The sequence below is a fragment of the Mycolicibacterium gadium genome (assembly GCF_010728925.1).
GTDB classification, from domain to species: domain Bacteria; phylum Actinomycetota; class Actinomycetes; order Mycobacteriales; family Mycobacteriaceae; genus Mycobacterium; species Mycobacterium gadium.
In genome coordinates this window covers 4,151,909-4,177,806 of record NZ_AP022608.1, presented here as the reverse complement: position 1 = coordinate 4,177,806, position 25,898 = coordinate 4,151,909, and the positions used below count along the sequence as shown (strand labels likewise).

The 25,898-nt window shown below is 67.7% G+C and carries 28 protein-coding genes; 17 read left to right on the top strand and 11 right to left on the bottom strand.

The window, feature by feature from the left end; all coding sequences use genetic code 11:
• Positions 1 to 3: 3 nt before the first annotated feature.
• Entirely contained in the window at positions 4 to 450 is a 447-nt protein-coding gene (locus tag G6N36_RS20620; RefSeq protein WP_163688711.1) for a YiiD C-terminal domain-containing protein, read from the top strand.
• A gap of 9 nt (positions 451 to 459) precedes the next feature.
• Here the strand turns inward: G6N36_RS20620 and msrA are convergent, their stop codons facing one another.
• Positions 460 to 969 (bottom strand): peptide-methionine (S)-S-oxide reductase MsrA, encoded by a 510-nt coding sequence (gene msrA / locus G6N36_RS20615; RefSeq protein WP_163688710.1) that lies wholly within the window; start codon positions 967 to 969, stop codon positions 460 to 462.
• Entirely contained in the window at positions 966 to 1,427 is a 462-nt protein-coding gene (gene msrB, locus G6N36_RS20610; RefSeq protein WP_163688709.1) for a peptide-methionine (R)-S-oxide reductase MsrB, read from the bottom strand. Before msrB ends, msrA begins: the two co-directional genes overlap by 4 nt.
• A 50-nt stretch (positions 1,428 to 1,477) precedes the next feature.
• On the opposite strand from msrB, the gene G6N36_RS20605 reads away from it, so the two are divergent.
• The 6 genes from G6N36_RS20605 to G6N36_RS20580 all read left to right on the top strand — a co-directional run bounded on the left by G6N36_RS20605 (position 1,478) and on the right by G6N36_RS20580 (position 7,705).
• Positions 1,478 to 1,876 (top strand): hypothetical protein, encoded by a 399-nt coding sequence (locus tag G6N36_RS20605; RefSeq protein ID WP_163688708.1) that lies wholly within the window; start codon positions 1,478 to 1,480, stop codon positions 1,874 to 1,876.
• A 40-nt stretch (positions 1,877 to 1,916) separates the two neighbouring features.
• A complete protein-coding gene (locus G6N36_RS20600; RefSeq protein ID WP_163688707.1) occupies positions 1,917 to 2,435 on the top strand; it encodes a nuclear transport factor 2 family protein in 519 nt (172 codons plus the stop codon).
• Entirely contained in the window at positions 2,432 to 3,454 is a 1,023-nt protein-coding gene (locus G6N36_RS20595; RefSeq protein WP_179964826.1) for an NAD-dependent epimerase/dehydratase family protein, read from the top strand. Before G6N36_RS20600 ends, G6N36_RS20595 begins: the two co-directional genes overlap by 4 nt.
• 37 nt (positions 3,455 to 3,491) lie before the next feature.
• Positions 3,492 to 6,269 carry an AAA family ATPase gene (locus tag G6N36_RS20590; RefSeq protein WP_163688705.1) on the top strand — a complete coding sequence of 926 codons (2,778 nt, stop codon included), beginning with the start codon at positions 3,492 to 3,494 and terminating at the stop codon, positions 6,267 to 6,269.
• A 67-nt stretch (positions 6,270 to 6,336) separates the two neighbouring features.
• Complete coding sequence (locus G6N36_RS20585; protein ID WP_163688704.1) at positions 6,337 to 7,059, top strand: SDR family NAD(P)-dependent oxidoreductase; 723 nt, start codon at positions 6,337 to 6,339, stop codon at positions 7,057 to 7,059.
• 28 nt (positions 7,060 to 7,087) lie between these two features.
• On the top strand, positions 7,088 to 7,705 hold the full coding sequence (locus G6N36_RS20580; protein WP_235690124.1) for a sigma-70 family RNA polymerase sigma factor: 618 nt from the start codon (positions 7,088 to 7,090) through the stop codon (positions 7,703 to 7,705).
• On the opposite strand, the gene G6N36_RS20575 is transcribed toward G6N36_RS20580, so the two are convergent.
• The gene (locus tag G6N36_RS20575; RefSeq protein WP_163688702.1) at positions 7,702 to 8,640 is read right to left on the bottom strand and encodes an amidohydrolase family protein; all 939 of its coding nucleotides are present in this window, start codon (positions 8,638 to 8,640) and stop codon (positions 7,702 to 7,704) included. The genes G6N36_RS20580 and G6N36_RS20575 overlap by 4 nt on opposite strands.
• 131 nt (positions 8,641 to 8,771) lie before the next feature.
• Between G6N36_RS20575 and G6N36_RS20570 the strand changes: the two genes are divergently transcribed.
• A complete protein-coding gene (locus tag G6N36_RS20570; protein WP_235690312.1) occupies positions 8,772 to 9,545 on the top strand; it encodes a class I SAM-dependent methyltransferase in 774 nt (257 codons plus the stop codon).
• Positions 9,546 to 9,551: 6 nt separating this feature from the next.
• Here the strand turns inward: G6N36_RS20570 and G6N36_RS20565 are convergent, their stop codons facing one another.
• Both G6N36_RS20565 and G6N36_RS20560 read right to left on the bottom strand, forming a co-directional pair.
• A complete protein-coding gene (locus G6N36_RS20565; protein ID WP_163688700.1) occupies positions 9,552 to 9,764 on the bottom strand; it encodes a hypothetical protein in 213 nt (70 codons plus the stop codon).
• A gap of 118 nt (positions 9,765 to 9,882) precedes the next feature.
• Positions 9,883 to 10,539 (bottom strand): enoyl-CoA hydratase-related protein, encoded by a 657-nt coding sequence (locus tag G6N36_RS20560; protein WP_163688699.1) that lies wholly within the window; start codon positions 10,537 to 10,539, stop codon positions 9,883 to 9,885.
• 74 nt (positions 10,540 to 10,613) lie between these two features.
• Here G6N36_RS20560 and G6N36_RS20555 point away from each other — a divergent pair, with 74 nt between their 5' ends.
• From G6N36_RS20555 to G6N36_RS20540, 4 genes are all read left to right on the top strand, one after another.
• Complete coding sequence (locus tag G6N36_RS20555) at positions 10,614 to 11,744, top strand: FHA domain-containing protein (RefSeq protein WP_163688698.1); 1,131 nt, start codon at positions 10,614 to 10,616, stop codon at positions 11,742 to 11,744.
• A 145-nt stretch (positions 11,745 to 11,889) separates the two neighbouring features.
• On the top strand, positions 11,890 to 13,617 hold the full coding sequence (locus G6N36_RS20550; RefSeq protein ID WP_170311174.1) for a serine/threonine-protein kinase PknH/PknJ: 1,728 nt from the start codon (positions 11,890 to 11,892) through the stop codon (positions 13,615 to 13,617).
• Positions 13,618 to 13,665: 48 nt separating this feature from the next.
• Complete coding sequence (locus G6N36_RS20545) at positions 13,666 to 14,136, top strand: Rv0361 family membrane protein (protein WP_163688696.1); 471 nt, start codon at positions 13,666 to 13,668, stop codon at positions 14,134 to 14,136.
• Positions 14,136 to 15,347 carry a DUF7373 family lipoprotein gene (locus tag G6N36_RS20540; protein WP_163688695.1) on the top strand — a complete coding sequence of 404 codons (1,212 nt, stop codon included), beginning with the start codon at positions 14,136 to 14,138 and terminating at the stop codon, positions 15,345 to 15,347. Before G6N36_RS20545 ends, G6N36_RS20540 begins: the two co-directional genes overlap by 1 nt.
• 7 nt (positions 15,348 to 15,354) lie before the next feature.
• On the opposite strand, the gene G6N36_RS20535 is transcribed toward G6N36_RS20540, so the two are convergent.
• Positions 15,355 to 16,137: a sensor domain-containing protein gene (locus G6N36_RS20535; RefSeq protein WP_163688694.1), complete on the bottom strand. Its 783-nt coding sequence runs from the start codon at positions 16,135 to 16,137 to the stop codon at positions 15,355 to 15,357.
• A gap of 122 nt (positions 16,138 to 16,259) precedes the next feature.
• Here G6N36_RS20535 and G6N36_RS20530 point away from each other — a divergent pair, with 122 nt between their 5' ends.
• Positions 16,260 to 17,633, top strand: a complete 1,374-nt coding sequence (locus G6N36_RS20530) for an NAD(P)/FAD-dependent oxidoreductase (protein WP_163688693.1) — start codon at positions 16,260 to 16,262, stop codon at positions 17,631 to 17,633.
• A 25-nt stretch (positions 17,634 to 17,658) separates the two neighbouring features.
• On the opposite strand, the gene G6N36_RS20525 is transcribed toward G6N36_RS20530, so the two are convergent.
• Positions 17,659 to 18,129 carry an SRPBCC family protein gene (locus G6N36_RS20525; protein ID WP_163688692.1) on the bottom strand — a complete coding sequence of 157 codons (471 nt, stop codon included), beginning with the start codon at positions 18,127 to 18,129 and terminating at the stop codon, positions 17,659 to 17,661.
• 60 nt (positions 18,130 to 18,189) lie between these two features.
• Between G6N36_RS20525 and G6N36_RS20520 the strand changes: the two genes are divergently transcribed.
• The 3 genes from G6N36_RS20520 (at position 18,190) to G6N36_RS20510 (ending at position 20,124) form a co-directional block, all read left to right on the top strand.
• Positions 18,190 to 18,564, top strand: a complete 375-nt coding sequence (locus tag G6N36_RS20520; protein WP_163688691.1) for a DUF427 domain-containing protein — start codon at positions 18,190 to 18,192, stop codon at positions 18,562 to 18,564.
• Between the two features lie 9 nt (positions 18,565 to 18,573).
• Positions 18,574 to 19,488: a DNA-3-methyladenine glycosylase family protein gene (locus G6N36_RS20515; protein WP_163688690.1), complete on the top strand. Its 915-nt coding sequence runs from the start codon at positions 18,574 to 18,576 to the stop codon at positions 19,486 to 19,488.
• A gap of 78 nt (positions 19,489 to 19,566) precedes the next feature.
• Positions 19,567 to 20,124: a Dps family protein gene (locus G6N36_RS20510; protein WP_163688689.1), complete on the top strand. Its 558-nt coding sequence runs from the start codon at positions 19,567 to 19,569 to the stop codon at positions 20,122 to 20,124.
• A gap of 41 nt (positions 20,125 to 20,165) precedes the next feature.
• Here G6N36_RS20510 and G6N36_RS20505 read toward each other — a convergent pair whose 3' ends face one another.
• The 4 genes from G6N36_RS20505 to G6N36_RS20490 all read right to left on the bottom strand — a co-directional run bounded on the left by G6N36_RS20505 (position 20,166) and on the right by G6N36_RS20490 (position 23,756).
• The gene (locus G6N36_RS20505) at positions 20,166 to 20,780 is read right to left on the bottom strand and encodes a CDP-alcohol phosphatidyltransferase family protein (protein ID WP_163688688.1); all 615 of its coding nucleotides are present in this window, start codon (positions 20,778 to 20,780) and stop codon (positions 20,166 to 20,168) included.
• A gap of 2 nt (positions 20,781 to 20,782) precedes the next feature.
• Entirely contained in the window at positions 20,783 to 21,673 is an 891-nt protein-coding gene (locus G6N36_RS20500; RefSeq protein WP_235690123.1) for a lysophospholipid acyltransferase family protein, read from the bottom strand.
• Positions 21,674 to 21,814: 141 nt separating this feature from the next.
• Complete coding sequence (locus tag G6N36_RS20495; RefSeq protein ID WP_163688687.1) at positions 21,815 to 22,864, bottom strand: cupin domain-containing protein; 1,050 nt, start codon at positions 22,862 to 22,864, stop codon at positions 21,815 to 21,817.
• Between the two features lie 76 nt (positions 22,865 to 22,940).
• Positions 22,941 to 23,756 (bottom strand): PaaI family thioesterase, encoded by an 816-nt coding sequence (locus tag G6N36_RS20490; protein WP_163688686.1) that lies wholly within the window; start codon positions 23,754 to 23,756, stop codon positions 22,941 to 22,943.
• A 63-nt stretch (positions 23,757 to 23,819) separates the two neighbouring features.
• On the opposite strand from G6N36_RS20490, the gene G6N36_RS20485 reads away from it, so the two are divergent.
• Positions 23,820 to 25,895 (top strand): heavy metal translocating P-type ATPase, encoded by a 2,076-nt coding sequence (locus tag G6N36_RS20485; RefSeq protein WP_163688685.1) that lies wholly within the window; start codon positions 23,820 to 23,822, stop codon positions 25,893 to 25,895.
• Positions 25,896 to 25,898 lie beyond the last annotated feature (3 nt).

The window sequence follows — 25,898 nt, the reverse complement described above, 5'->3', positions numbered from 1 at the left end:
CCCATGAGTCTGGTCGAGATGATCAACGGCGGCATGGAGGCCACCATCCCCGCTGCGCACAAGCTGGGGATCAAGGCCGTCGAGGCGCGCCGCGGTTATGCCGCGGCCACCGTGCCGTTGGAGGGCAACGGCAATCACTTCGGCGTCGTGTACGCCGGAGTCGAGTTCACCGTCGCCGAAATCCTGGGCGGCATCATCGCGATCGCGAGCTTCGATGCCGCCAAGTACTACCCGCTGGTGAAGAAACTCGACATCGAGTTCACCGCGGCCGCGCGCAGTGACCTACGCGCCGAAGCGACCTTGGACGAGGACGAATTACGACGCGTGGAAACCGAAGCCGCGGAGAACGGAAAGGCCGACTTCATGCTGGACGCCGTCGTCCGTGATGAAGCCGGCCAGACCGTGGCGCTCACCCGTGGGCTCTATCAGCTCCGAGCCCACGGGAAGTAGCCGCGCGTCCTAGACGGTGCTCCTTTTCGGCAGTTTCCAGCCGGCCCGGGGAAAGTGGCAGGTGTACCCGTTCGGGTAGCGCTCCAGGTAGTCCTGGTGCTCCGGCTCGGCCTCCCAGAACTCGCTTGCCGGAGTCACTTCCGTGACGACCTTGCCCGGCCACAGGCCCGATGCGTCGACGTCGGCGATGGTGTCCAGCGCGACGGCCTTCTGCTCGTCGTCGAGGTAGAAGATCGCCGACCGGTAGCTCGTGCCGACGTCATTGCCCTGACGGTTTTTGGTCGTCGGATCGTGGATCTGGAAGAAGAACTCCAGCAGCGCGCGGTAGTCGGTCTGCGCCGGGTCGTAAATGATCTCGATGGCCTCGGCGTGACCCGGGTGATTGCGGTAGGTCGCGTTGGCGTTCTCGCCGCCGGTGTAGCCGACGCGGGTGTCGACGACGCCGGGCTGCTTGCGGATCAGATCCTCCATGCCCCAGAAGCAGCCGCCGGCCAGGATCGCCTTCCTGTACTCACTCATGCCTGTGCCTCCTTCTTCTCGAAGAGCCTCTTGTAGTCGCCATAACCCTCGGCGTCCAGATCATTGAGGTGGATGAACCTCAGCGAAGCCGAGTTGATGCAGTAGCGCAACCCGCCCTCGGATCGCGGGCCGTCGTTGAAGACGTGGCCGAGATGGCTGTCGCCGTGTGCCGAGCGCACCTCGGTGCGCTTCATGAACAGGGTGCGGTCAACTTTCTCGACCACGTTCGCGTCCTCGATCGGCCGGGTGAAGCTCGGCCAGCCGGTGCCGCTCTCGAACTTGTCGACCGAGGCGAACAACGGCTCACCGGACACCACGTCGACGTAGATGCCGGGTTCGTGGTTGTCCCAGTACTCACCGGTGAACGGCCGCTCGGTGCCGTTCTCCTGGGTGACGTGGTACTGCTCCGGTGACAACGCACTGACCGCGGCGGGGTTCTTGTTGTATTGCACGCTCATATAACGGCCCGGGTAACGGCGCTGTTCCGTTCGGAGATTACGGAAGTGTGATGCGTACCAGCCTTGCCCTCGCCGCTGTCGTCGGCGCCGTTTGGTTCGCACCTGCGGCTGCTGCCGAGACCGTGGTTCTGCCGGAACGGCAGGGACCCGCAGGAGTCGTCTTCGTCGACAATCCGGCGATCGTGGACCCCCATCCGATGCCCGCCGACTCGTTCAGCCGCGTAGCCGCCGATGACGCCGTCGCCGTGCACTTCACGACCGGAACACCAGAGTGCTACGGCGTTCATGCCACCGTCACCGAGACCGCCGAGACCGTCAGCGTCGAGTTGCTTTCCGGCACGCGGCCCGAGTCCGTCGGCCGTGCCTGCATCATGATCGCGGTATCCGGCACCGTCGAGGTGCCGCTGGCCGGCCCGCTCGGTGACCGGCAGGTTCTCAGCGTGTCCTGACTGCTCGACAAACCTCAGTAGAACGTGTTCTAGTTCTGGTGTGACTGGCAGCACTTTCAGCCGCGACGAGTTGGTCGCGGCGTTCGAGAAGTTCGAAGCGACGGTCGATCGCGCCGCGCAGACCCGCGACTGGGATCCCTGGGTTGAGCAGTACACACCCGACGTCCTCTACGTCGAGCACGCGGCGGGCACCATGCGCGGCCGAGACGAGGTGCGCCCCTGGATCTGGCAGACGATGGAAAGCTTCCCCGGCAGCTACATGACGTCGTTTCCGTCGCTGTGGTCGGTGTTCGACGAGGCGACCGGACGGGTCATCTGCGAGCTCGACAATCCGATGCGTGACCCAGGCGACGGCACGATCATCACGGCCACCAACATCTCGATCATCACGTACGCGGGCGACGGGCTGTGGCGCCGCCAGGAGGACATCTACAACCCGTTGCGGTTCGTGAGGGCCGCGGTGAAGTGGTGCCGTAAGGCAGAGGAACTCGGCACGCTGCCAGACGAAGCGGCCGAATGGATGAAGCAGTTCGGCGGGCAGTTGGGCGGGCAGAAGTGACCGCACTGGTCATCGGCGCCAACGGTTATCTGGGCTCGCACGTCACCCGCCAGCTCGTCGAAAAGGGCGACGATGTGCGTGTCATGGTGCGCGACGGGGCCAACACGATCGGCATCGACGACCTCGATGTCACGCGGTTCGTCGGCGACATCTGGGACAACCAGACCCTGAGCGAGGCGATGGCCGGCGTCGAGGACGTCTACTACTGCGTTGTCGACACCCGCGGCTGGCTGCGCGATTCCGCGCCGCTGTTCCACACCAACGTCGACGGCACCCGCAACGTGCTGGAGATCGCGAAAGATGCTGGGCTGCATCGGTTCGTCTTCACCAGCAGCTACGTCACCGTCGGCCGAAAGCGCGGGCGCATCGCCACCGAGGATGACGTCGTCGTCGAGAGGGGCCTGACCCCGTACGTTCGTTCCCGGGTCCAGGCGGAAAAATTGGTGCTGCAGTACGCGCGTGACTATGGCTTGCCCGCCGTCGCGATGTGTGTGTCGACGACGTACGGCGCGGGCGACTGGGGCATGACCCCCCACGGCGCGCTCATCGCCGGTACCGCGTTCGGAAAGCTGCCGTTCGTGATGGACAAGATCGAGCTCGAAGCGGTCGGTATCGACGACGCGGCGCGGGCACTGCTGCTGGCCGCCGAGAAAGGCCGGATCGGCGAGCGTTATCTGATCTCGGACAAGATGATCAGCAACGCCGAGGTGGTGCGCATCGCGGCCGAAGCGGCCGGGGTGCCCGCACCGACCAAGTCGATTCCGCTGCCGATGTCGTATGCGATGGCCGCACTCGGCAGCGCGAAGGCGAAGCTGCGCGGCACCGACGAACAACTGTCGATGGGTTCGCTGCGTCTCATGCGAGCCGAGGCTCCCGTGGCGTGTGACAAGGCCAAACGGGAGCTGGGATGGCAGCCCCGCCCCGTCGAGGAGTCGATCCGGGAAGCGGCCCGCTTCTGGGTCGGGCTGCGGGAGGCGCGACGCAAGACCAAAACGCCGTCGGATGGCAGCGCGGGCTAATCTGAAGGCCGCCCTTTCACGATCAACGGCGGTGTACATGGCAGGCGGTGCGGAACATCCCCTGCGCGGGCGACATGACGAGTGCGAGGCGCTGAACCGTCTGGTCGAGGCCGCCGGCAGGGGCGAGAGCCAGGTCGTCGTGCTGCGCGGGGAAGCCGGCGTCGGCAAGACCGCACTGCTGGACTACGTCGCCGAGCGCGCCGGCGGGTTCCATGTCGCGCGCGCAGCCGGTGCCGAGGCCGAAGTCGAACTCGCCTTCGCGGGTCTGCACCAGCTGTGCGCCCCGATGCTGGACCGTCTGGATGCCCTGCCCGCGCCGCAACGCGACGCGCTCGCCACGGCGTTCGGCCGGAGCGCGGGACCGCCGCCGGACCGCTTCCTGGTGGGCCTCGCGGTGCTGAGCCTGCTCGCCTTGGTCACCGCGGACCGACCGCTGGTCTGCATCGTCGACGACGCCCAATGGCTGGACCGGGTCTCTGCGCAGACGCTCGCGTTCGTCGCGCGCCGGCTGCTGGCCGAGCCCGTGGCGCTGGTGTTCGCGGTGCGCAGCACCGTTGCCGACGAGTTGATCGGGTTGCCGGAGATGGAGATCCGCGGTCTGTCCGACGGGGACTCACGGGCCTTGTTGGACACCGTTATTCGTGGCCGCCTCGACGAGCGGGTGCGGGAACGGATCATCGCCGAGGCGCGCGGCAATCCGCTGGCGCTGCTGGAGTTGCCCCGCGATCCCGCCGCAGCCGAGGGCGGCTACGGTCGCCCGGACGCTCGCGCCCCGTCGAGTCACCTCGAGCAGAGCTTCGTGCGGCGGGTCAAGTCGCTGCCTGCGCCGACGCAGAAGCTGTTGCTGGCCGCTGCGGCAGAGCCCGTCGGCGACAAGGCCCTGTTGATCCGGGCCGCGCACCGGATGGGAATCACCCCCGACGACGCCGCGCATGCAGAGGCCGAGGGACTCATCGAGATCGGCACCAGGGTCCGCTTCCGCCATCCGCTGATGCGCTCGGCCGCCTACTTCGCCGCCGACGTCGACGATCGCCGCGCGGCCCACCGCGCGCTCGCCGACGAGACCGATCCGAACTCCGACCCGGATCGCCGGGCCTGGCACGGCGCCAACGCCGCGTTCGGCACCGATGACGATGTCGCCGACGAACTCGAGAAATCCGCCGACCGCGCGGCCGCCAGAGGAGGTGTCGCCGCCGCGGCCGCGTTCCTGGAGCGGGCGACCGAACTGACATCGGACCCGGCGCGCCGAGGAACCAGGGCGCTGGCCGCCGCCGAGGCGAAGTTCGCGGCCACGTCGTCCGACGCAGCGTACGGGCTGCTGGCAATCGCCGAGATGAGCCCGCTGGACGCCCTGCATCGGGCCCGGGCCCAGCGGCTGCGCGCGCGGATCGCCTTCGTCGAGAGTCGCGGTGGCGTGGAGGGTGCTGCGCCGGTCGCCGACACCGCGCTGGAATTGCTCGATGCCGCCAGGGGTCTGGAAGGACTCGACGACGCGTTGGCTCGCGAGACCTACCTCGACGCGCTGGGTGCCGCGATGTACGCAGGTCGGCTGTGTCCGCACGGCGGCCCCGTCGTCGTCGCCGAACCGGCGCGCCACGCGCCGGTAGGCCCGCAACCGGCACGCCCGCACGATCTACTGCTGGACGGCTTGGCGATGCGGTTCACAGCCGGCCACGCCGCGAGCCTGCCGACGTTGCGCACCGCCATGACCAAGGTGCTCGAGGCGGCACAGCACACCGACGACGACGTGATGCGATCGTTCTGGCAGGGCTTTCCCATCGCGCTGGAATGCGCCGCTGGGGAATTGTGGGACGACGCCATGTGGCACGACGTCGGCACCACCGCGGTTCGCCTGGCGCGCGAATCGGGTGCGCTCGCGATGCTCCCGCTGGCGCTGGCGACACGTGCGGGCAGCCACGTGTTCGCGGGCGAGTTCGACGCGGCCGCGGCGCTGATCGAGGAGGCCAACACGATCTCCGCCGCAACGGGATTGGCGCCGGTGCGCTACCACGCCATCTCACTCACCGTCTGGCGCGGCGCGGAGGACGAGGCAGTGCGGATGATCGAAGCGACGGCGCAACTCGCGGCGTCCCGAGGCGAGGGCAGGGTCATCGGCCTGCTCGGGTGCTTCACCGCGATCCTCAACAACGGGCTCGGCCACTATCAGGAAGCGCTCACCGCGGCGAAGCGGGCGTGTGAGCACGAGGACCTGGGCCCGTACCGGTTGGTGCTCGCCGAACTCGTCGAGGCGGGTGCCCGGTGCGGCGACCGGGAAGCGGCTGCCCGCGGAGCCGCGCTGATGGAGACGGAGGCCGTCGCCGAAACGGATTGGGTGCTGGGCACATTGGCCCGTTGCCGGGCTCTCGTCGCCGACGACCATACCGCTGAGACGCTCTACCGCGAGGCAATCGAACGGCTCGGCCGCACCGGGATGAAGGTCTATCTCGCGCGTTCGCACCTCGTGTTCGGGGAGTGGCTGCGTCGCATGAATCGGCGGGTCGACGCCCGCCAGCATCTGGGCACCGCGCACGACATGTTCGTCCGTATGGGGTCCGAGAGCTTCGCCGAGCGGGCCCGCCGCGAGCTGCTTGTCACCGGCGAGAAGACCCAGAAGCGCGCGATCGGCACGGGCGACGGGCTGACGGCGCAGGAGGGCCAGATCGCGCAGCTGGCCGGCGCCGGCCTAACCAATCAGGAGATCGGTGCGCAGCTGTTCATCAGCGCCCACACCGTCGAATGGCACCTGCGCAAGGTGTTCGCCAAGCTCGGCATCAAATCCCGTCGGCAGCTGCGGGGGCGACCCGCGGTCACCTAGCCGGACCATGGAATGACTACGGACTTTCAAGGGTCCCGTGGTCCACCTCGGTCGACAGACTGAGTTGATGGAACTTGCGAATCATAAAGTCCTGGTCACAGGTGGTACGGCCGGTATCGGGTGGGAGGCCGCCCGCCTGATGGCGGCCGAGGGCGCCGAGGTCGTCATCTCCGGACGCGACCGCGCCCGTGGTGGTGCGGCGGCGGCGCGGATCGGTGACAACGCGCGCTTCGTGCCTGCCGACCTGTCCGACATCGACTCGGTGCGCGCATTGATCGACCAGGTGGGCAACGTCGACATCGTCGTGAACAACGCCGCGAACTTCGCCGGCGCCGCCACCGTCGACCAGGAACTCGCTGCGTTCGAATCGATTTTCGACACCAACGTGCGCGGTGCCTACTTCCTGGTCGCGGGCCTGGTCCCGGCGATGCTCGAACGCGGCCGCGGCAGCATCGTGAACGTCACTTCCATGGTCGCGTCCAAGGGTGTTCCCGGGGCGTCTGTGTACAGCGCCTCCAAGGCGGCGCTCGAATCATTGACCCGCACCTGGGCCGCCGAATTCGGCAAGCACGGGGTGCGCGTCAACAGCGTCGCGCCCGGGCCGACACGCACCGAAGGGGTGGCCGCCGAATGGGGCGAGACCAACGAGGAACTCGGCCGGGCGCTACCGCTGGGCCGTACCGCGCATGCCGCCGAGATCGCCGAGGCAGTGCTGTTTCTGGCCTCGCCGCGGGCCAGCTTCATCACCGGTTCGACGCTGTACGCCGACGGCGGCGGCGCGGCGGTCTGACGGCCCTGATCCAGCGGAAGGAATGAGCATGTCGCACCAAAGCCTCGAGGACGCCGCGGTGACGTTCTCATTGTGCCGGGAACGCCTGTTCGGCATCGCTTTTCGGATCCTGAACGACAGCGCCGCAGCGGAAGACATCGTGCAGGACGCGTGGGTGCGGTGGCAGACCTGCGATCGCGACGTCGTTCTCGACCCGCCGGCGTTCCTGACCACCACCACGAAGCGGCTCTGCATCAACGCACTGCAGTCGGCGCGTGCGCGTCACGAAACCCACGCGAGCCCGTGGCTGCCCGATCCGGTGGATCCCCACGCGGACCCGCAGCGTCGTATCGAACAGTGTGAGGCACTGGAACTCGCCGCGCTCACCCTGCTCGAACGGCTGTCTCCGCCCGAGCGCGCGGCCTATGTGCTGCGCGAGGCGTTCGACTATTCGTACGCCGAGATCGCCGGGATCGTGGAGGTGACGCAGGCGAACGCACGCCAACTCGTCAGCCGTGCGCGCAAACGCCTCGTCGCAGAACGCCGTGAGGAGCCCACGGGCGCCGAGCAGAAGCGGATGGTGGTGGCGCTGACGGTGGCCGCGCACTCGGGTGACCTGGCGACATTGGAGACGGTGTTCACCGAGGACATCGCGATGGCTGCCTAAGCGAGGTGGAACAACGCCATGGCGTTGGCGTCCAGGATTGCGTGCGCTTCACCGGGATCGGCGACATCCATGACGTACTCGACCGCGCGCACGAACGTATCGCCGTCCTCGTACGGGAAGTCGGTGCCCAGCAGTATCCGGTCGGCACCAAAAGTGTCTATGGCACAACGCAATGCAGGCTCGTGGCAGTGGCTCACCGTGTCGAACCACAGCCGGTGTACCGCCTGGCTGGGTGGCTCCGGCGTGTCGGGCGCCTCCCACGCGAGGTGATCGTCGGCCCTGCGGGTGAGCATCGGCAGCGCGCCGCCCAGATGCGAGCAGATGATCTTCACGCCGGGATAGCGTTGCAGGTGACCGGAAGTGATCAGCTGCAGCGCGGCGATGGTGTCCTCGAACGGCGCCCCCGCCATCCACGTGATGTGGTGTTCGGTCACCAGCGGGGAGCAGGCGCCGTTGCCCGCCGGATGCAGGTACAGCACCGCGCCGCGGGTATCGAGTTCGGCGAAAATCGGTTCGAAGTCCGGATCGGTGATCGCGCGGTCCAGCACGCTGGTGTTCATCGTGACACCGACCATGCCCAATTCATCTGTGGCACGTGTTATTTCGGCGATGGCGGCATCGACGTCCGGCATAGGTATGGCAGCAAAGGCACGGAAGCGGTCGGGATGTGCGGTGACGACCGCGGCATACTCGTCGTTGACGTAGTGAGCCGCCGCGACGGCCCGCTCGGTGTCGAGGCCGTAGGGCAGCTGCGGGGCGGCCGACAACACCTGAATGTCGATGCCCGCGCGGTCCATCAACCGCAGCCGCGCATCGAGCTCGGCGCCGCCGCCTGCACCGATACCTCGCTGGGTTGCGGTGTCGGTCTTGCCGAGAGCGGCGAGCCGGTCGAGATATCGGTCGGTCCAGTAGTGGGCGTGAACGTCGATCCGCATGTATGTCAACGCTATTCGCTGGACGCCGCGCCGTACAGTGTTCAACGGCTGGCGAGTTGGATCGCGCCGCGATTAGCCTCGGACACGTGAGCGAGAAACTGCACGTCGACCTTTCGGGTGCACCGCAGACCATGCTGGCCACCTTGTATGCCAAAGCACTGGACGCCGACCTGCCCAAGCCGATACTCGGCGATCGGTTGGCCAGGGAGATCGTCAACCGCATCGACTACGACTGGTCGAAGACCTCGATCACCAAAGCCAATTCGCCGTCGGTCACCACCCGCAGCGCCCATTTCGATATCTGGGCCAGGCAATTTCTCGCGGTCCACCCCGAAGCCACCGTCGTACACCTCGGCTGCGGATTGGACGCGCGCGCGTTCCGACTCGATCCGGGTCCCGGCGTGCAGTGGTACGACGTCGACTATCCCGAGGTCGCCGATCTGCGTCGCCGACTCTTCCCGGGTCGCGACGACTATCACGTCATCGCCGCCTCGGTGACAGATCCGGCGTGGCTCACCGACGTGCGCTCGGACCGACCGACGCTGATGATCGCCGAGGGACTGACCATGTATCTCACCGAGTCCGACGGTGTCGCATTGTTGCGGCGCGTCGTCGACACCTTCGCGGGCGGGGAATTGCAGTTCGACGCGTTCAACCGGTTGGGCATCAAATCGCAGTGGATTAACGCGGTGGTTCGCCGGTCCGGGTCGACGCTGTCCTGGGGGATCAACCGGCCCGACGACATTCTCGACGCCGTGCCGGGGGTACGGCTGCTGGCGTGGGAGTCACCTTTCGATTCGGCGACGTTCCAGGACGTCGCCTGGTACTACCGCGCCATGGCCCGCGCGATGTCGGTGGCGCCGTCGTTGCGCTACCTGGCGCAGTATCACCGCTACGCGTTCTGAGCGGGCTCAGTACCCGAGCATGTGACGGCGGGTGCTGTGGCTGGTGCCCGGACCGGCAGCGGTCGGTGCCTTGACGGTCGGGGTGGCCACGATGCTCGGTTGCCAGTTGTCGTGCACCGGTGCGGCGTCGGCATTCGCCGCCGTTCCCAGTGCGAACGCGCCGATCAGTCCGGCGGGGACGACGATGTAGGTGGCGATGTATCGCGTGAAGACGTGCATGTGGATTCTCCCGGTGTCCTTGACCTGTTGCGCATGACGATGCCGCGCAACGGTCCACGCGTCTGTCCGGTGATCGGACCGCCTGCCGGATGAATCCGCTGTCCCCCGATCGGCGGAGTCAGACCGCCCTGAGTTCGGCGATGACCTCGCCGTAGAGCCGGGCCTTGATCGCCCCGAATACCGCGCCGGCTTTCGGGGCCAGCGCATCGGCCCGCGCGATCGCGACATCGAGCACCTCACCTTCACCCGCGGTGGCGGCGACGATGCCTGCCGACAGGGCGTCCTCACCGCCATAGCGCCGCGCGGTCGTCATCGCTTCGTGAGCGGTCGCGACTGGTAGTCGCGACCGGATCAGCGCGTTCATGCCGGGGGTGAACGGAATGCCGAGGTCAACCTCTGGAAGGCAGAAGAACCCCCGGTCGGCCCGCATGACGATCTGGTCGTGCGCCAAGGCAAGCATCGCGCCGCCGGCAAACGCGTGGCCCTGCACGGCGGCGACGATCGGTGCCGGAAAGGCCAGGACACGGGCGAACAACAGATGAACGTCCAACAGGTTCGCTTCGGACGCGTCCGGGTTGCTCGCCATGAAATCCAGATCCAGCCCGTTGGAGTAGAACTTGCCGAGGCCGGTCGTGACGACGGCTTTGGCGCCCTCGGCGGCTTCGACCTCGTCGAGCGAGGCGTTGATCGCGGCGAGTCGATTGGGGTGAAAGCGGTTCTCGTCGTCGCCAAGCGTGAGCACGAAAACCGCACCGTTGCGGTCGAGGCCGGTCATCTGCCGATTACACCACCCGTGCCTGCTGTCAGAATCGGACGGTGGCCCACCCGACGCCTGGAAGGAAGTAGACGATGCCTGCGCCGCAGTCCCCCCGCGATGAGCCGGGCCTGCCCATCGTGATCGTCCGGTTCGGGAGGGTGGACGAGGTGCTGCGCCCCGGAGAGGGCCCGGTGTTCATCGGCAGGGAGCTGCCCGCGCAGCTGCGCATCGACGACACGCGCATCTCCCGAACGCACGCGCGGATCGAGTCGACGGGAGCGCAGTGGGTGGTCATCGACGAAGCCAGCACCAACGGCGTGTTCCTCAACGGCGAACGGGTTTCCAACGTGGCCGTGACGGACGGCATGACGTTGCACCTGGGTCACCCCGAGGGCATCGCGGTGCGGTTCTCGTTCATCGACCCCGACGCGGGCACGATGATGGCCACCGGTGTGATGCCGGCACGCACCACCGACGACACCATCGCGCAGCCGGAGAAGGCCGCCGGGCCCCCGGCCGGAGCGCAGGACGGCCCAGACGTCACCCGGGCCGGCGCGGCGGTTATCGCGCGCCGCGAAGAGCTCGGCTACTCGGCGCGCCGCCTCAGCGACGAGAGCGGCGTCAGCGTGGGCGAGCTGGAGGATTTCGAGTGCGGGCGCACCTGGCCTCCCCAGGGCACCCGCGACAAGATCGAACGGGCCCTGCGCTGGCCGTCGGGCACGATCCCTCTGGTGGCCCGCGGGGGCGAGATCCCCGACGACGACGACACCGGAACGCTGTCGGACTCCGTGCAGCTGGAGGTGATGCTCGACTACGCCAAGATCGCCCTCGACGGGATGAGCGCGCGGATCGCGGCCCTGCCACCGGTCGACGACCGGGACTTCGGCGTTCAGGTCGCCGAGCTGCTGGCGCAGCTACGCCGGCTGCACGCCACCACCGCCAACGCCGCGCGCAGCGCGCCGGCGCTCGAGATCCTGTTGGCGCTGTCCGACGTGCGCCGGACCTACAGCGACCTGATGTGCCACGCCGCGACCGCCCCCGCCGCCACGCTGGGGCAGCGCCTGTACGCCGCGCGGCACCGAGCCCTGCTCAGCGTCGAGGAAACCGCAGCGGCATGCGCCGTCGACGTCGATGCCGTCAACGCCGTCGAAGCAGAGCGGGAGGTATCCGCCGCGGAGTCCGCGGCGCTGGAAAGCGTCCTCGTCCGCATCGGCGACCGCTGAGCGGACGGACCCAGATGCCACTGCATGCCCACCGGCTGCGACGACGCCGCCCGCGCCCGTACGTGATACTGCTGAGCATGAATGCGGCGGGGTGCATCCATGTAAATGAGCATCGGGGGACCCGCCAGTGCTGACCAACGGCTCTATGGTGGGCGGCTACCGCATCGAGCGGGAACTGGGTGCCGGCGGAATGGGCTCGGTGTATCTGGCCGCACATCCCACCCTGCCCCGCCGCGATGCGCTCAAAGTGCTCTCCCGGGAACTCTCGCGTGACCCCGACTTCCGGACGCGCTTCACGCGCGAAGCCGACGTGGCCGCATCACTGGATCACCCACAGATCGTGTCGGTCTACGACCGGGGCCAGACCGACGACGGGCAGTTGTGGATCGCGATGCAGTTCGTCGACGGTACCGACGCCGACGCTGCTCTGCGTGATGGCAAGATGACCCCGCCTCGTGCTGTGCACATCGTCTCCGAAGTCGCCAAGGCACTCGATTTCGCCCACAGCCGCAACGTCGTGCACCGCGACATCAAGCCGGCCAACTTTCTGCTGTCGGGACCTGCCGACGCCAACGAGCGGGTGCTACTCGGCGATTTCGGTATCGCCCGCGCGCTGGACGACGTCGGGCTGACCGCCACCGGGTCGGTCATGGCCACCATCGCCTACGCCGCCCCAGAGGTGTTGTCGGGCATGCAGTTCGACGGCCGCGCCGACATCTACTCTCTTGGCTGCACCCTGTACCGGCTGCTGACCGGCAAGACACCGTATTCGGGAGCCAACGGGCCGGCGGCCACGATGATGGCCCACTTGCAGCAACCGCCACCGCGGGTCACCGACGTGGTGCCCTCGCTGCCGCCGGCGCTCGACCAGGTGATCGCCGCCGCGATGGCCAAGGATCCGAGGCAGCGGTTCGGTTCAGCCAGCGCGTTGGCGGCCGCCGCCGCGGCGGCGCTGTATGACCCACGTGCACAACAGAACCCGACGTTACTGGCGCCGGTATCCGGCGCGGAGGTCAGCTCGTACCCGCGTGCGGACTCCGGCACGCCCTGGATGCCCGGCGGACCGCCACCGGGTCAGTCGGGACCGGGTTTCGGGCCGTCCACCCCGGTGCCTGTCGCACCGCGGCGCCGTCGGCGCGCGGTGGTCATCGGCGCGGCGGCCGCGGTGGCGGTGCTGGTCGCCGCCACCGTGACGGTGGTGGCGTGGCCGTCCGACGATCCGGCGTCACCCACCTCGCAGAGTGGACCGACATCCGGAGTCCCGACCACGGTGGCCGGGCCACCGGCCACCGACGTGCCCGTTTCGGTCCTACGCTCGATCTTGTTGACTGGCAACGAGATTCCCGGCAACACCGGCGAGACCGCGGTGGTCCTCGAATCGGACGGCACCGAACTCCTCAACGACTCGGCAACCATCGACAATCAGCAGTGCCTGGGTGCATGGGCGCCGGCACAACAGCCGGTCTACAGCCAGACGCGCATCGCCGGGGTCGCGGTGCAGACGCTACGTGCGCTGTACCGAAAGATCACCCAGGATAGCGTCATCCAGGCGGTGGTGTCGTTCCCCGATCCGAGCGGCGCCGGCATCTCGCTGCAGCTGCAGCGTCAGGACTGGGAGGCCTGCGCGGGCAACACGGTCACCATCACCGGAGCGGGCGAGCCACCGCTGCAGTGGACGTTCGGGCAACCCACCAACAACGCCGGCGCATTCGTGTTGGACGCGACCTCCGGTGCCGGCGACGCGGTCTGCCAGCACGGCATATCCACCCGCGGCAACGTGCTGATCGACATCCGTCAATGCCGACCGCCAGGCACCGGCGACGTCGGGGCCTTGATCACCGCGACCGCCAACAAGGTGCCCCGGCAACAGTGACCACCGAAACCTATCGAAAACTCTTGTCAGCCAGGAGGTTTGCCGTCAATGGCAGCACGTAGAGTATCCGCCCTCATCGGAGCGATGCTTGTCACGGTTCTCATGGGCGCGGCGTGCTCAAGCGGCGGAACTCCTGTCGCCCAGGAGAGCACCGCGGAGTCGACACAGTCCTCGGTGGCGGCCACCACCACGACCACCGCACCGTCCGACGACGACCAGGTGCGCGAGACGGTGATGGCGTTTCAACAGGCGTACAACACGCAGAACTGGGACGCCTATCTGGAGCTGATGTGCCCGTCGTGGCGGGCCCAGTACACCGGCCCGGTCATGGAGATGACGAAGAAAACCCGTATTGATCAAGGGTTGACGACGATGACCGTGAACAGTGTGCAGATCCTCGGGGACGAAGCGACGGCGACCGTCGATGCCCAGAACGAACTGCTGGGACGCAAGACCCTCGACTTGAAGCTGGTCCGCGAGGACGGATGGCGCGTCTGCATGCCCAGTGGTGTGCGGTAGTGCGAATCGCGTTGGCGGCCTTGACGGTCGCGCTGCTGCTGGCCGCGTGTGGTAGCACTGTCGACGGCACCGCGGTGCAGGGGACGGCACCAACGGTCGATCCGTCGGCGCTCGACCCCGGCTCCTACCCGACGACGCCGCGGCCGCCCCTGGGACAGGCGGGCACCGATGAGGCGGGGCAGCTTGTCGAGGGCAGGCGGATGGCGGGCTTCGTGGTCGGGCCGTGGCAGGTCGACCCCGCGCTGACCCAGATCGGGGCGGCACCCGCAAAGGTCCTGCAGCGCCGCAATGAGGTCGTGCAGGTGGTCTGGCCGGCGATGCTGGCCAGGTTCCCCTCGCTGCCGCTCGTCGCCGGCTTCGTCAGTGAACGGACGTCGGCCAACCCGGGCGACGCGACGCTGCTGCGCAATGCGGTCCTGCAGTATCCGTTTCCGCAGACCGCAACGGAGGCGGCCGAGGGCTTGGCCTCGGGGGCGTTGAACATCGTCGACGGTGGCGCCAGCGCGGCGATGACGGAACCGATCCGGGCGGTGCCGATTCCGGGTCACCCCGAGGCGACCGGAGCGCTGATGAAACGTCTCGAGGGCACCGCGAGCGTGGAAGAGCTGACTGTCGTCAGTTCCCGTGGGCCGTATGTCCTGATCCAGGTGGTCCAGTTCGCCACGCCGGATCGGGCCGCCGAACTGGCGGGCCGCGTCCTCGATCTGCAGGGCCCACTGATCGACACGTTCGTGCGCACCGAGCCGGCGCCGCTGGCGGCGCTGCCGCGGGACCCGTCGGGTCTGCTGGCCCGGACTGTGCCGATCAAACCCGGGCAGGGGGACACGATGTCGGACGCCGACTACGACCCGGCAGCGGCACTGCAGTTGGAGGACAACCCGATTCAGGTGGGCACCGCGATGCAGGACGCCGGGGTCGACGCCGTGGCGGTCAGCCAGACGACGCTCTATCAGGCCCGTGACGGGGCGGCCGCGCAACAGCTTGCGCAGACACTCGGCGACGACGTCGTAGCGCGCCAGGCGGGCCAAGCCGCCGCCGCGGTGCCGGGCCTCGCGGGCACCCGGTGCGTGCGCACGGAAGACGCGGATTCACTGATAGCGCGGCACTGGTGCGTCGGCACCAAGGACCGGTACACGTTCAAAGCGGTTGCCCGCGATCTGAACAACGCCCATCAGCAGATCGCGGCCCAATACCTGATGCTGGGCGGGTAGCCAGCGCTCAGTTCGGGATCTTCTCCAGGATCCGGTTGGCGATCGTCACGTTCTGCTCGGCGAGGTTGCTGCCCATGATCTGCACATCGACCAGCACGTTGTTCTTCGCCGCGATGGCTCGGGTGACGGCGACCGGCGAATTGTCGTTGACGTTGCGCAACGACGTGACGCCGCCGCCGGCGTCGACCGGCTCGCCCAGCGTGAACGCCGCCTGCTGGCCCTGCACAATCATCTTCCACACGAACTGCTTGTTCGCGCAGCGCCGCCACTGCTCGACGTAGTTGGCCAGGGCGCGCTGCGCGGCCGCCGCGCTGTCGAAGGTGACCACCGACTCGCCGAGCATGAGCGAAGGCGTCGGCGACTGGACTTGGCTGGCGCCGTGGAACTTCCGGTAGCCGGTGCCTTCATAGGCGGGCGGTGCGCCGCCGCTGAAGGAGCTGGCGCAGTTCTCCGGCTCGTACACCTGCTGGCTGGGATCCGGCACAGCCACACCCGTTGAGTTCGGCCCCTCGATCAACTGCGGGTTGTCCATGATGGTCTTGAGCTCCTCGAGGCTCGGCAGCAACTCCGGGAGCTTGGCGGCGGCGACGGGCGCCGGAGTCGGCGGTGGCGGCGGGGCGCTCGACGTCGACGTGGCCGACGCCTCGGCAGTGGAATCCTCGGTGGGGGCCGCTGACTCACCGCCGCAGGCCGTACCGACTGCGAGGACAGCTGCCGAGGACAGCGCGAGCGCGACTCGCATCCGTCCGCGCAGACTCCCCGAATTCGCCCACCGCTGGTGCTGACGCATCAAGTCGCCCTTTCTGTTCCATGACCGGTCTTCCAGCATCGCATGGCGAAGCACGTGGTGCGGACACCAATTTCGCAGCCGCGACGCTGAACGCCGCTGGCGCGTCCTGCCAGAATCAGGAGGTGACCCGAACGATCAACGGCCGGATTTCCAATTGGTACCCGCAACTTCCGGCCGTGCGTGCCGCGCTGCCGGGAAATCGCGACGCCGATGTGTGCATCGTCGGTGCCGGCTACACCGGGCTGTGGACGGCGTACTACCTGAAGCGGGCCGATCCGTCGCTGCGCGTCGTGGTGCTCGAGGCGCGGTTCGCCGGGTTCGGCGCGTCGGGCCGCAACGGCGGTTGGCTGTCCGGCCTGGTGCCCGGCGACCGAAACCGGATGGCGAAGCTCTACGGACGCGACCGTGTGCTGGCCTGGCAGCAGGCCCTCAACGAGTCGGTCGACGAAGTCATCGACGTGGCGGGACGCGAGAGTATCGAAGCCGGCATCGTCAAGGGTGGCACGCTGCACGTCGCGCGCAACCGCGCGCAGGCGTCGAGGTTGGCGGCCGAAGTCTCCGAGGAACTCAGCTGGAATGTCGATGGCATTACCGCATTGACGAAAGATGAATCAGCACAGCGTATTCAGATCGACGGCGTTGTGTCGGCCTACCACAACCCGCACTGCGCGCGGGTGCAGCCGGCTCAGCTGGTGCGAGGACTTGCCGACACCGTCGAGCGGCTCGGGGTCGATCTCTACGAGCGGTCACCGGTCAACGAGCTGCGCGCGGGACGGGTGGGGACCGTGCTGGGCAAGGTGAGTGCACCTGTCGTGCTGCGCGCGACCGAAGGCTTCACCGCGTCGCTGCCGGGGCTGAAGCGACGCTGGTTGCCGATGAACAGTTCGATGATCGCGACCGAGCCGCTCCCGCAGGACATTTGGGAGACCATCGGCTGGGAGGGCCGCGAGACGCTCGGCGACACCGCGCACGGCTTCTTCTACGCTCAGCGCACGGTCGACGACCGCATCGCCATCGGCGGCCGCAGCGTGCCGTATCGCTTCGGTTCGCGCACCGACATCGACGGTAGGGTGCCCGAGCGCACCATCGACCATCTCACCTCGGTACTGCATTCGGCGCTACCGCAGACCCGCGGTGTCCCCGTCGCACATGCCTGGTGCGGTGTGCTTGCTGTCCCGCGGGACTGGGAGGCATCCGTAACATTCGACAAAGCCACGGGATTGGGCTCGGCTGGCGGCTATGTCGGACACGGCGTCACGGCCACCAACCTGGCCGGACGCACCCTGGCCGACCTGGTGCTCGGACGGCAGACCCCGCTCACAGACCTGCCGTGGGTCGGGCACCGATCGCGTGACTGGGAACCCGAGCCGTTTCGATGGCTGGGCGTGCGAGGGATGTACACGGCTTACAAGGCCGCCGACTGGCACGAATCGCGCGGGCGAAAGACGACGTCACCGATCGCCGTCGTGGCCGACAAGATCGCCGGCAGGCCCTAGCGGGATGTCGCCGCCGGAGCGGCTCCTAGTGGGACTCGGCGCGCTCCTTCAGCCGCTGCAGGGTCAGCTTGATGTGCTTGGCGTTGGCCGTGTCGCGGTCACGTACGCCCGTCGCGATGCCCGCCGGTGTGCGAAACCAACCGGGCCGCTTGTCCCAGGTGCGCTCGGTGACGGTGCAGCCGCCGTCGGTCGCGGTGATGTCGTAGCGCCAGTGCGCGACCGGGATGACAAGACTCTTCACGTCGAACGCGAACGCGCGCCCCGGCTCGGCGTCGGTCACGGTGCAGGTCGTCGTCCACTTCTTGCTGCCCTGCTGGTTGCGGCCCTTGAAGACGGCCCCCGGTGCGACGCGGTCGCCCCGGTGCCAAACCATCTCGGTGGCCTCCTCAGCCAGCGCCGACAGCGTGGGAAGGTCGGTGATCAGCGCGTATACCGTCGACGGCTCTGCCGCGATGTCTGTCGAGGCCTCAGCGGAGGCGGGACCGTGTGCACTCATGTCGCGAATCGTAGCCAGCGGTGCAGGAATCCTGAGCGCTACTGCCACGTTGGTCAACACATGAGCGATCGCCCCGTACTCCAGCCTTCTGAGACACATCCGATCACCGTCGAACCGACGGGCAAGCACGTCACCGTTCGTATCAACGGCGAGGTCGTCGCCGACACCGACAATGCGCTGACCCTGCAGGAGTCGACGTATCCCGCCGTGCAGTACATCCCGAAGGGCGACGTCGTGCAGTCCGCGCTGCGTGACAGCGACACCGAGACGTACTGCCCGTTCAAGGGTGTGGCGAGCTATCACCACGTCGTCACGGGATCCGGCGACACCGTCGAGGACGCGATCTGGACGTACCTCGAGCCGTACCCGGCGGTGGCCGCGATCGCCGGTCATGTGGCGTTCTACCCGGACAAGGCTGTCGTCACCGTCACCTAGTCTGAGGCGGTGCGAAGCGTCGAGTGCAGTGTCGTTTTCGCGGGTCCGGCAAGCCCGGGATTGACGCTGTCACCGCTGCGCCGCGGCCGCGCTGACCCGTGCTATCACGACGCCCGCGACGGTGCGATCTGGCGCACCAGCCTCATGCCCAGCGGACCGGTCACCGCGCGCCTCACCAAATCGGCTGGCGACACCGTTGACTGCGAGGCATGGGGCGGCGGCGCACGGGAGTTCGCCGAATCACTACCTGCCCAACTCGGACGCGACGACGACTCGTCGGGCTTCCAACCGGTCGAGCCGACCATCGCCGCCGCGCATCGGCGGGTTCCGCATCTGCGGCTGGGTCGCACCGACCGCGTGCTGGAGGCGCTCATCCCGGCGGTGCTCGAACAACGGGTCTACGGCAAGGACGCCCGTGCGGCGTGGAGAAAACTCGTCACGAAATACGGCGCCCCCGCGCCCGGGCCCGCCCCCGCACACATGCGGGTGTCACCACCGGGTGAGGTGTGGCGACGCATCCCCTCCTGGGAGTTTCATCTCGCCAACGTCGACCCCGGCCGCGCCCGCACGATCGTCGGCTGCGCGCAGCGGGCCGACTCGCTGGAACGCCTCGCCGCCCGCCCGACGGAGCAGGCCCGCATCGCGCTCATGTCGCTACCCGGCGTCGGCGAATGGACCGCGGCCGAGACTGCGCAGCGCGCCTTCGGCGATGCCGACGCGTTGTCGGTCGGCGACTACCACCTGGCCAAGATGGTCGGCTGGAGTCTGCTCGGCCATCCCATCGACGACCCTTCGATGGTCGAACTGCTCGAGCCGCTGCGGCCGCACCGCCACCGTGCGGTTCGCCTGCTGGAAGTCAGTGGTCTGGCGTCCAATCCGCGGTTCGGTCCGAGGATGCCGATTCCAAACCTTGCCGATATGTGACGTGTCTTTCCCCCCGGTTTTGTCCGGTAGTCGGCGGGTACACGTCGCGAGACGGTCAATCATGCGAAGGAGCTACTGATGACTACGTTCACGATTCCCGGCCTCTCCGACAAGCAGGGCGCCGAAGTGGCCGAAATTCTGCAGAAGTCGCTGAGCGCGTACAACGATCTGCATCTGACCTTGAAGCACATTCATTGGAACGTCGTTGGCCCGAACTTCATCGGCGTGCACGAGATGATCGACCCGCAGGTCGAACTCGTTCGTGGATACGCCGACGACGTCGCCGAGCGCATTGCCGCACTCGGCAAGTCGCCACAAGGTACGCCGGGCGCCATCATCAAGGACCGCACGTGGGACGACTACTCGGTGGGCCGCGACACGGTGCAGGCGCACCTGGCAGCCTTGGACCTCGTCTACACCGGTGTGATCGAGGATCTGCGTAAGGGCATCGACCGTCTCGACGACCTCGACCTGGTGTCCCAGGACCTGTTCATCAGCCAGGCGGGCGAGCTGGAGAAGTTCCAGTGGTTCGTCAGGGCGCATCTGGAGAACTCCGGCGGCCAGCTGTCCAACGCGGGCGCCAAGACCGAGAAGGCGGCCGCCAGCCGCGCGAAGAAGAAGACCGCGACCAAGTAGCGGCCTGATCCGAACTCGCGTTTACGGGCGTGTAGGTGGGTCTACGCCGCGGCTGTTGCCAGTTCGCGGTGTGCTGCGGCCAGCCGTAGGGCGGCGGTGAGCACCGACCCGACGATTATCATCGCGCCGACCACCGGGATGGCGGCCGGTGCCGCGGCGGCCACGATGACGGCGAGGCAGCGTTCGGTCTTGCCGAAGGGCCCGCCGTTGCGCCGGGTTGCGCCCGCCCCTGCGGCGGCCAGTGAGGCGAATGTCGGCAGGGTCGCCGCCAGCGCGGCGGCGAGGACCCAGATCACCGGCCAGGACAGCCAGTTCATGCCGGGGCCGCCCTGAGATGCCGCCCAGACCGCGAGTCCGGCGAACATCAGCAGATCCGAGGCACGGTCGCCGATTTCGTTCAGTGCGAAACCCCAGGGTCGGCAGACCTTCCTGGCCCGCGCGACCGCACCGTCGAGGTTCGCCCCGGCGAGTCGGACACCGAGCCACAACACCGCCAGTGGCCACCAGCCGGCCGCGATGCTGACTCCCGCCGCTGCGGCGCCGAAGATGCCGACCGCGGTGAAGAAATCCGGTGAGGTGCCCTGATTCTCGGCGCGCTCCAGGAAGATCCGAAGCCGTTGTGTATACCAGGGTTTCAGTGCGTAGAGTCCGTCCATCGCTACGCCGCTCCCGCCATGGATGCCCGCTGCGGTTCCCGCTGAGTGACGACGAGGTGGTCCTGTACCAGTCGAAGGGTGCCCGTATTGGTCCGCGTGCGACGGCCGTTGCGCAATGCCGAGACCTCACGCCGCAGATCCTGCGCGGCGATTGCGGCCGAGTCCATCGGCTCACCGATCCGAACCTCCATCGGGCTGGGCGTCAGGCGGCCACCCTTGGGCAGCACGTCGGCGGTTCCCAGCAGCGCAACCGGGATGACCGGCACGCCGCATTCCTTCGCCAAATGCACTGCACCGGAGCGGAATTCGCCGATGTTGCCGTCGGTGCTACGGGTGCCCTCCGGATAGATCACGACAGTCCGGCCCGCCGCGAGTGCGGGTTTGACGGCCGCGACCAGCGCGGCATACGACGAGCCGCCCGAACGCCGCACCGGAAGACCACCTGCGAGGCTGGTCAGTACGAACCGGCGCACCGGCACGTCGAACCAGTAGTCGGCGGCCGCAACGAACACCGGCTTCGTCTTGGGCGGCAGCGCGGCGAGGAGCACCGCCGTGTCGGCGTGAGAGCTGTGGTTGGCGACGAGGATGCAGCCACCTTCGTGACGCCAGCGCCCGATCACCGTCAGTCCGCCGGAGCAGCCGACCACGGTACGCCACAGGTAATGCCGGAACGCAGCGGCGAATCGGCCCGCGCGAATCCACCGATGGATGGCGACGAGGAGCAGCCCGACGACGCACGCGGCCTCGATCCAGGGAACGGTGGCCGGCGCGGCGTTCACCAAGATGGCGAGGTTGTTGAACAGCTCCGGGGTGTGGCCGTGCATCGCCGAACGGTGCAGGTAATCGCCCACGCCGGGCATGTACCACGGGTTGAGTGCGCGAAGCGCGTTCATCGGGTATCTCCTCTCCTTCTCGTCGGTTGGCAGGGTGATCTGCCGGGCCGTTGTTGAGGAGAGTTAACGAATGCGCGCTTGGAAATTTCTAAAGGCTTCCAAAAGCCCCTGATCGGCTCGGAAGGCCGTGATCTGCCTCGGTTACGCGTCCACGGGGTTGCAGCGGTTGACGATCAGTGGGTCGGTCTTGGTGAACGGGAATGCCGGGAGATCGTCGATGTGCATGTTGAACGTCGCGGCCAGCACTTCCCGCGAGTACGCGCTCGCCGATGCGCGATACCCGATGTCGCCGGGCATGGGCTGGTCGAAGAAGATCGCGAAGTGAATGTCGGGGGCGTCCACGACCTCGATGTGGTGCGGATAGGCGCGCGGGATGAAGTAGACGTCGCCCTCCTTGAGGTAGTAGGTGTCGACCGAACCATCGGGGTCCATCACGGTCATCCGGCCGTTTCCCTTGTGCACGTAGCCCATTTCGGCAGTGATGGGATGCCAGTGCGGTTCCCGCATACCGTCCTCGCGAATTCGCAGCGAGTACATCGACAAATCCTTCAGCGCGGGCCAGTACTGAGCCCGCGCCAGCCGAGCCGAGCCGACCGCGACGCCGATTGCCGGACTCTGCGCCTCGACGGCGAACTTGTGTGGATCGTCGAACCGGGCAGTTGACGGAACGTCCGGACTTCCGGCGCGAGCGGCGAACTTTCGGTCCGTGGTGTCGCGCCGCATCTTGGCGAAGTCAGCGGCGGGCAGGTCATAGGTGTTGCCGAGCACGGCGTCCGTCATGGCGCCGAAAGACGCTGCCAGACCGAAGTCTTCGGGCCGCTCGCTGCGGAACGCGAGAATGAACTCGGCGGGATCGTCTCCGATGTTCTCGATGTGATGCAGTGACCCGGAGTCGATGTGAAACATCTCGCCCGGCCCGACGGTGAAGCTGGAGAACTTGCTGTAGCTGTCGAGCACCGACACCAGCGAGATACCGGATATGCAGTAAGTGAGCTCGTTGCAGTTGGCATGCCAGTGTGGTGTACGCATTGCACCGGGGTTGACCACGATCCGTTTGATCGACATGCCGAACAGGATCGGGAACGTGTCGGCGGTGACTCGCGTGATGGACCCGAGGTCGTTCTGCTCGACGACTTCGCCGTCGGTCAACGAGGTGGCGTGCAGGCTTGGGGTCTGGGGTGTGGAGGGCATATCCACATGCTCGCCTCGAAAGCTGAGTTTTGTAGAAGTCTTCTCGAACTTTTGCGACAAAACTCGGATTTCGACGCTAAGCGTAGGCGGTGAGGCGCGCGACGATCGCCACCTCGCCGTCGGGGCCGATGGCTTGCGCCTCGCCGATACCGCTCCGGCGGCCCACTCGTAAAGCCGTTCCAACATAACGAGATTCAGGGCGGTCTTCCCGAGTGCTGAAGAACTGTCGGATGAAATTCACCCGCAGCGATGCGGTACGCAGCACCCGATCGTCTCGGCTTGCGTTGACTGCCGCCGACGCCACCAGTTCGAGTGCCATCGCCGACACCCCGCCGTGCACAATGCCGAGGCTGTTGTTCAGTACCGGATCCGGCAACTGCTGCAGGGTTTTGGCCGAACCGCCACTCTCGGCGACTCGAACCGCCATTCGGTCGGCCAGCGTGCCGGGCGGCAGGGGACCCGTGGGTCCGTCGGGGAATTCGCCGATGTGCTCCGGCGCGCTGATGAAGAAGGACCGCACCGTGGCCATGGCCAGCGTGGTGCCGCGATGGGACAACTCGCACAGGCCCAGCGCGACGTCGCTCTTGGCGGCGAACGGCTTCGACATCGCCGTGACCGGCTCGGCGGGGTCTTCGGCGATGACGTCGACCGCGTCGGGGCGGACTTCGAATGACAGCTCGCTGGACACCGTCCACTCGCCGGGGCCCCGGCGGCGGTGGTTGACCAGTCCGCCGACGTGGTCGACCAGCATGGCCAGCGGCGCGATCGTGAGCGTGCCGGTGATCGGATTGACCATCTCGCCTGCGGGTATCGACGCCACGCAGCCGTCGGGACCGTCTTCGGAGGTGACGATGCCGAAGCGGCCCAACGGGGTGTTCAACGGGTGAGACATCGCGATCCAGCGTGACGACACCACGGCTAGCCATATACCCCATGGGGGTATATACTCGCCATCATGACCGAGGTGGACCACACCCAACAGCAGGCGCACGCGGGTCACGAAGGCCATGAGGCCCATGGCGGGCACGGCGGGCACGGTGACCACGTCGCGGCGTTCCGGCGGCTGTTCTGGGTGATGCTCGTGCTGGCCGTCCCGACGGTCGCGCTGTCATCGATGTTCGCGATGATCCTGGGCTACACCGTGCCGGCGTTCCCCGGCGCGCAGTGGGTGTCGCCGGTGCTGGGCACGGTGATGTACGCGTGGGGCGGTAGGCCGTTTCTGACGGGTGCTGTGAGCGAGATCCGTTCGCGCGCACCGGGAATGATGCTGTTGATCGGCCTGGCCATCACGGTGGCGTTCGTGTCGTCGTGGGGTGCCAGCCTCGGTGTGTTGCATCACCAGCTCGACTTCTGGTGGGAGCTGGCGCTGCTGATCGTGATCATGCTGCTGGGCCATTGGATCGAGATGCGGTCGCTGGCGCAGACCACTTCGGCGTTGGACTCACTGGCGGCATTGCTGCCGGACGAGGCGGAACGTGTGGTGGGTGGGACAACAGAGACGGTCGCGCCGTCCGAGCTACACGTGGGTGATGTCGTGCTGGTCCGGCCCGGTGGCAGTGTTCCGGCCGACGGCGACATCGTCGACGGATCGGCGGACGTCGACGAGTCGATGGTGACCGGCGAATCGCGTCCGGTGCGGCGCGGCGTCGGCGACCACGTGATCGCGGGGACGGTCGCCACCGATTCCGGACTGCGCGTCACGGTGAGTGCGGTCGGCGACGACACGGCGCTGGCCGGAATCCAGCGCCTGGTCACCGAGGCGCAGAACTCGTCGTCGCGCGCGCAGCGGCTGGCGGACAAGGCGGCCGGCTGGCTGTTCTGGTTCGCGCTGGGCGCCGCCGTCGTCACCGCGGTCGTCTGGAGCCTGATCGGCCTACCGGACGAGGCGGTGGTGCGCACCATCACGGTGCTGGTGATCGCCTGCCCGCACGCGCTGGGTCTGGCGATCCCGCTGGTGGTGTCGATCGCGACCGAGCGCGCGGCCCGTGGCGGCGTCCTGATCAAGGACCGGTTGGCGCTGGAAAGCATGCGCACCGTTGGCGCAGTGCTGTTCGACAAGACCGGGACGCTGACCAAGGGGGAGCCGACCGTCACCGGCATTGCGACGACGGGACGGCCCGAAAACGAGGTGCTGGCATGGGCCGCGGCAGCGGAGGCCGACTCCGAGCACCCGCTGGCGCGCGCGATCGTCGAGGCGGCCCGTAGGCGCGGGTTGACGGTTCCGCGATCGTCGGAATTCAGCTCGTCGCCCGCCGTGGGGGTCGCGGCCCTGGTGGACGGTCGGCGGGTGCGGGTGGGCGGCCCTCGGCTGCTGGCGGAGGTGGGTTCCGACCAACTGTCCGCGGTGGTGCCGTGGCGCGACGAAGGTGCGATCGTGCTGCACGTGCTGGTCGACGACGACGTCGTCGGGGCGCTCAAGCTCGCCGACGAGGTGCGGCCGGAATCCCGTCAGACTGTCGACGCATTGCATCGGCTGGGCATCGAGGTGGTGATGATCACAGGCGACGCCGAGTCCGTGGCCCGTGCGGTGGCCGACGACCTGGGCATAGATCGGGTGTTCGCGGGTGTCCGACCAGGGGATAAGGCCGCAAAGGTCGCCGAGCTGCAGGACGAGGGGCTCGGCGGAAGGCGGGGCGAGCGGCAGGGAGTGGCCTTCGTCGGGGACGGCGTCAACGACGCGCCCGCGCTGGCGCAGGCGGATGTGGGCATCGCGATCGGCGCAGGCACCGACGTGGCGATCGCCTCGGCTGGGGTGATCCTCGCCAGTTCTGACCCGCGATCGGTGCTCTCCGTGATCGCCTTGTCGAAGGCGACCTATCGCAAGATGAAGCAGAACCTTTGGTGGGCAGCGGGATACAACCTGATCTCGGTGCCGCTCGCCGCGGGCGTGCTGGCGCCCGTCGGGTTCGTGCTGCCGATGTCGGTGGGTGCGATCTTGATGTCGGCGTCCACCGTGGTGGTGGCCGCCAACGCCCAACTCCTGCGCAGACTCGACCTCCGGCCCGAGTCGAGCGTGCGGGCCGTTCTCTAAGAA

Bases quoted from the DNA above. Each gene is read 5' to 3' on its own strand.
- G6N36_RS20620 (WP_163688711.1), top strand. From the start codon at position 4: ATGAGTCTGGTCGAGATGATCAACGGCGGCATGGAGGCCACCATCCCC.
- msrA (WP_163688710.1), bottom strand. From the start codon at position 969: ATGAGTGAGTACAGGAAGGCGATCCTGGCCGGCGGCTGCTTCTGGGGC.
- msrB (WP_163688709.1), bottom strand. From the start codon at position 1,427: ATGAGCGTGCAATACAACAAGAACCCCGCCGCGGTCAGTGCGTTGTCA.
- G6N36_RS20605 (WP_163688708.1), top strand. From the start codon at position 1,478: ATGCGTACCAGCCTTGCCCTCGCCGCTGTCGTCGGCGCCGTTTGGTTC.
- G6N36_RS20590 (WP_163688705.1), top strand. From the start codon at position 3,492: ATGGCAGGCGGTGCGGAACATCCCCTGCGCGGGCGACATGACGAGTGC.
- G6N36_RS20585 (WP_163688704.1), top strand. From the start codon at position 6,337: ATGGAACTTGCGAATCATAAAGTCCTGGTCACAGGTGGTACGGCCGGT.
- G6N36_RS20580 (WP_235690124.1), top strand. From the start codon at position 7,088: ATGTCGCACCAAAGCCTCGAGGACGCCGCGGTGACGTTCTCATTGTGC.
- G6N36_RS20575 (WP_163688702.1), bottom strand. From the start codon at position 8,640: ATGCGGATCGACGTTCACGCCCACTACTGGACCGACCGATATCTCGAC.
- G6N36_RS20570 (WP_235690312.1), top strand. From the start codon at position 8,772: ATGCTGGCCACCTTGTATGCCAAAGCACTGGACGCCGACCTGCCCAAG.
- G6N36_RS20565 (WP_163688700.1), bottom strand. From the start codon at position 9,764: ATGCACGTCTTCACGCGATACATCGCCACCTACATCGTCGTCCCCGCC.
- G6N36_RS20560 (WP_163688699.1), bottom strand. From the start codon at position 10,539: ATGACCGGCCTCGACCGCAACGGTGCGGTTTTCGTGCTCACGCTTGGC.
- G6N36_RS20555 (WP_163688698.1), top strand. From the start codon at position 10,614: ATGCCTGCGCCGCAGTCCCCCCGCGATGAGCCGGGCCTGCCCATCGTG.
- G6N36_RS20550 (WP_170311174.1), top strand. From the start codon at position 11,890: ATGGTGGGCGGCTACCGCATCGAGCGGGAACTGGGTGCCGGCGGAATG.
- G6N36_RS20545 (WP_163688696.1), top strand. From the start codon at position 13,666: ATGGCAGCACGTAGAGTATCCGCCCTCATCGGAGCGATGCTTGTCACG.
- G6N36_RS20535 (WP_163688694.1), bottom strand. From the start codon at position 16,137: ATGCGTCAGCACCAGCGGTGGGCGAATTCGGGGAGTCTGCGCGGACGG.
- G6N36_RS20525 (WP_163688692.1), bottom strand. From the start codon at position 18,129: ATGAGTGCACACGGTCCCGCCTCCGCTGAGGCCTCGACAGACATCGCG.
- G6N36_RS20520 (WP_163688691.1), top strand. From the start codon at position 18,190: ATGAGCGATCGCCCCGTACTCCAGCCTTCTGAGACACATCCGATCACC.
- G6N36_RS20510 (WP_163688689.1), top strand. From the start codon at position 19,567: ATGACTACGTTCACGATTCCCGGCCTCTCCGACAAGCAGGGCGCCGAA.
- G6N36_RS20505 (WP_163688688.1), bottom strand. From the start codon at position 20,780: ATGGACGGACTCTACGCACTGAAACCCTGGTATACACAACGGCTTCGG.
- G6N36_RS20500 (WP_235690123.1), bottom strand. From the start codon at position 21,673: ATGAACGCGCTTCGCGCACTCAACCCGTGGTACATGCCCGGCGTGGGC.
- G6N36_RS20495 (WP_163688687.1), bottom strand. From the start codon at position 22,864: ATGCCCTCCACACCCCAGACCCCAAGCCTGCACGCCACCTCGTTGACC.
- G6N36_RS20490 (WP_163688686.1), bottom strand. From the start codon at position 23,756: ATGTCTCACCCGTTGAACACCCCGTTGGGCCGCTTCGGCATCGTCACC.
- G6N36_RS20485 (WP_163688685.1), top strand. From the start codon at position 23,820: ATGACCGAGGTGGACCACACCCAACAGCAGGCGCACGCGGGTCACGAA.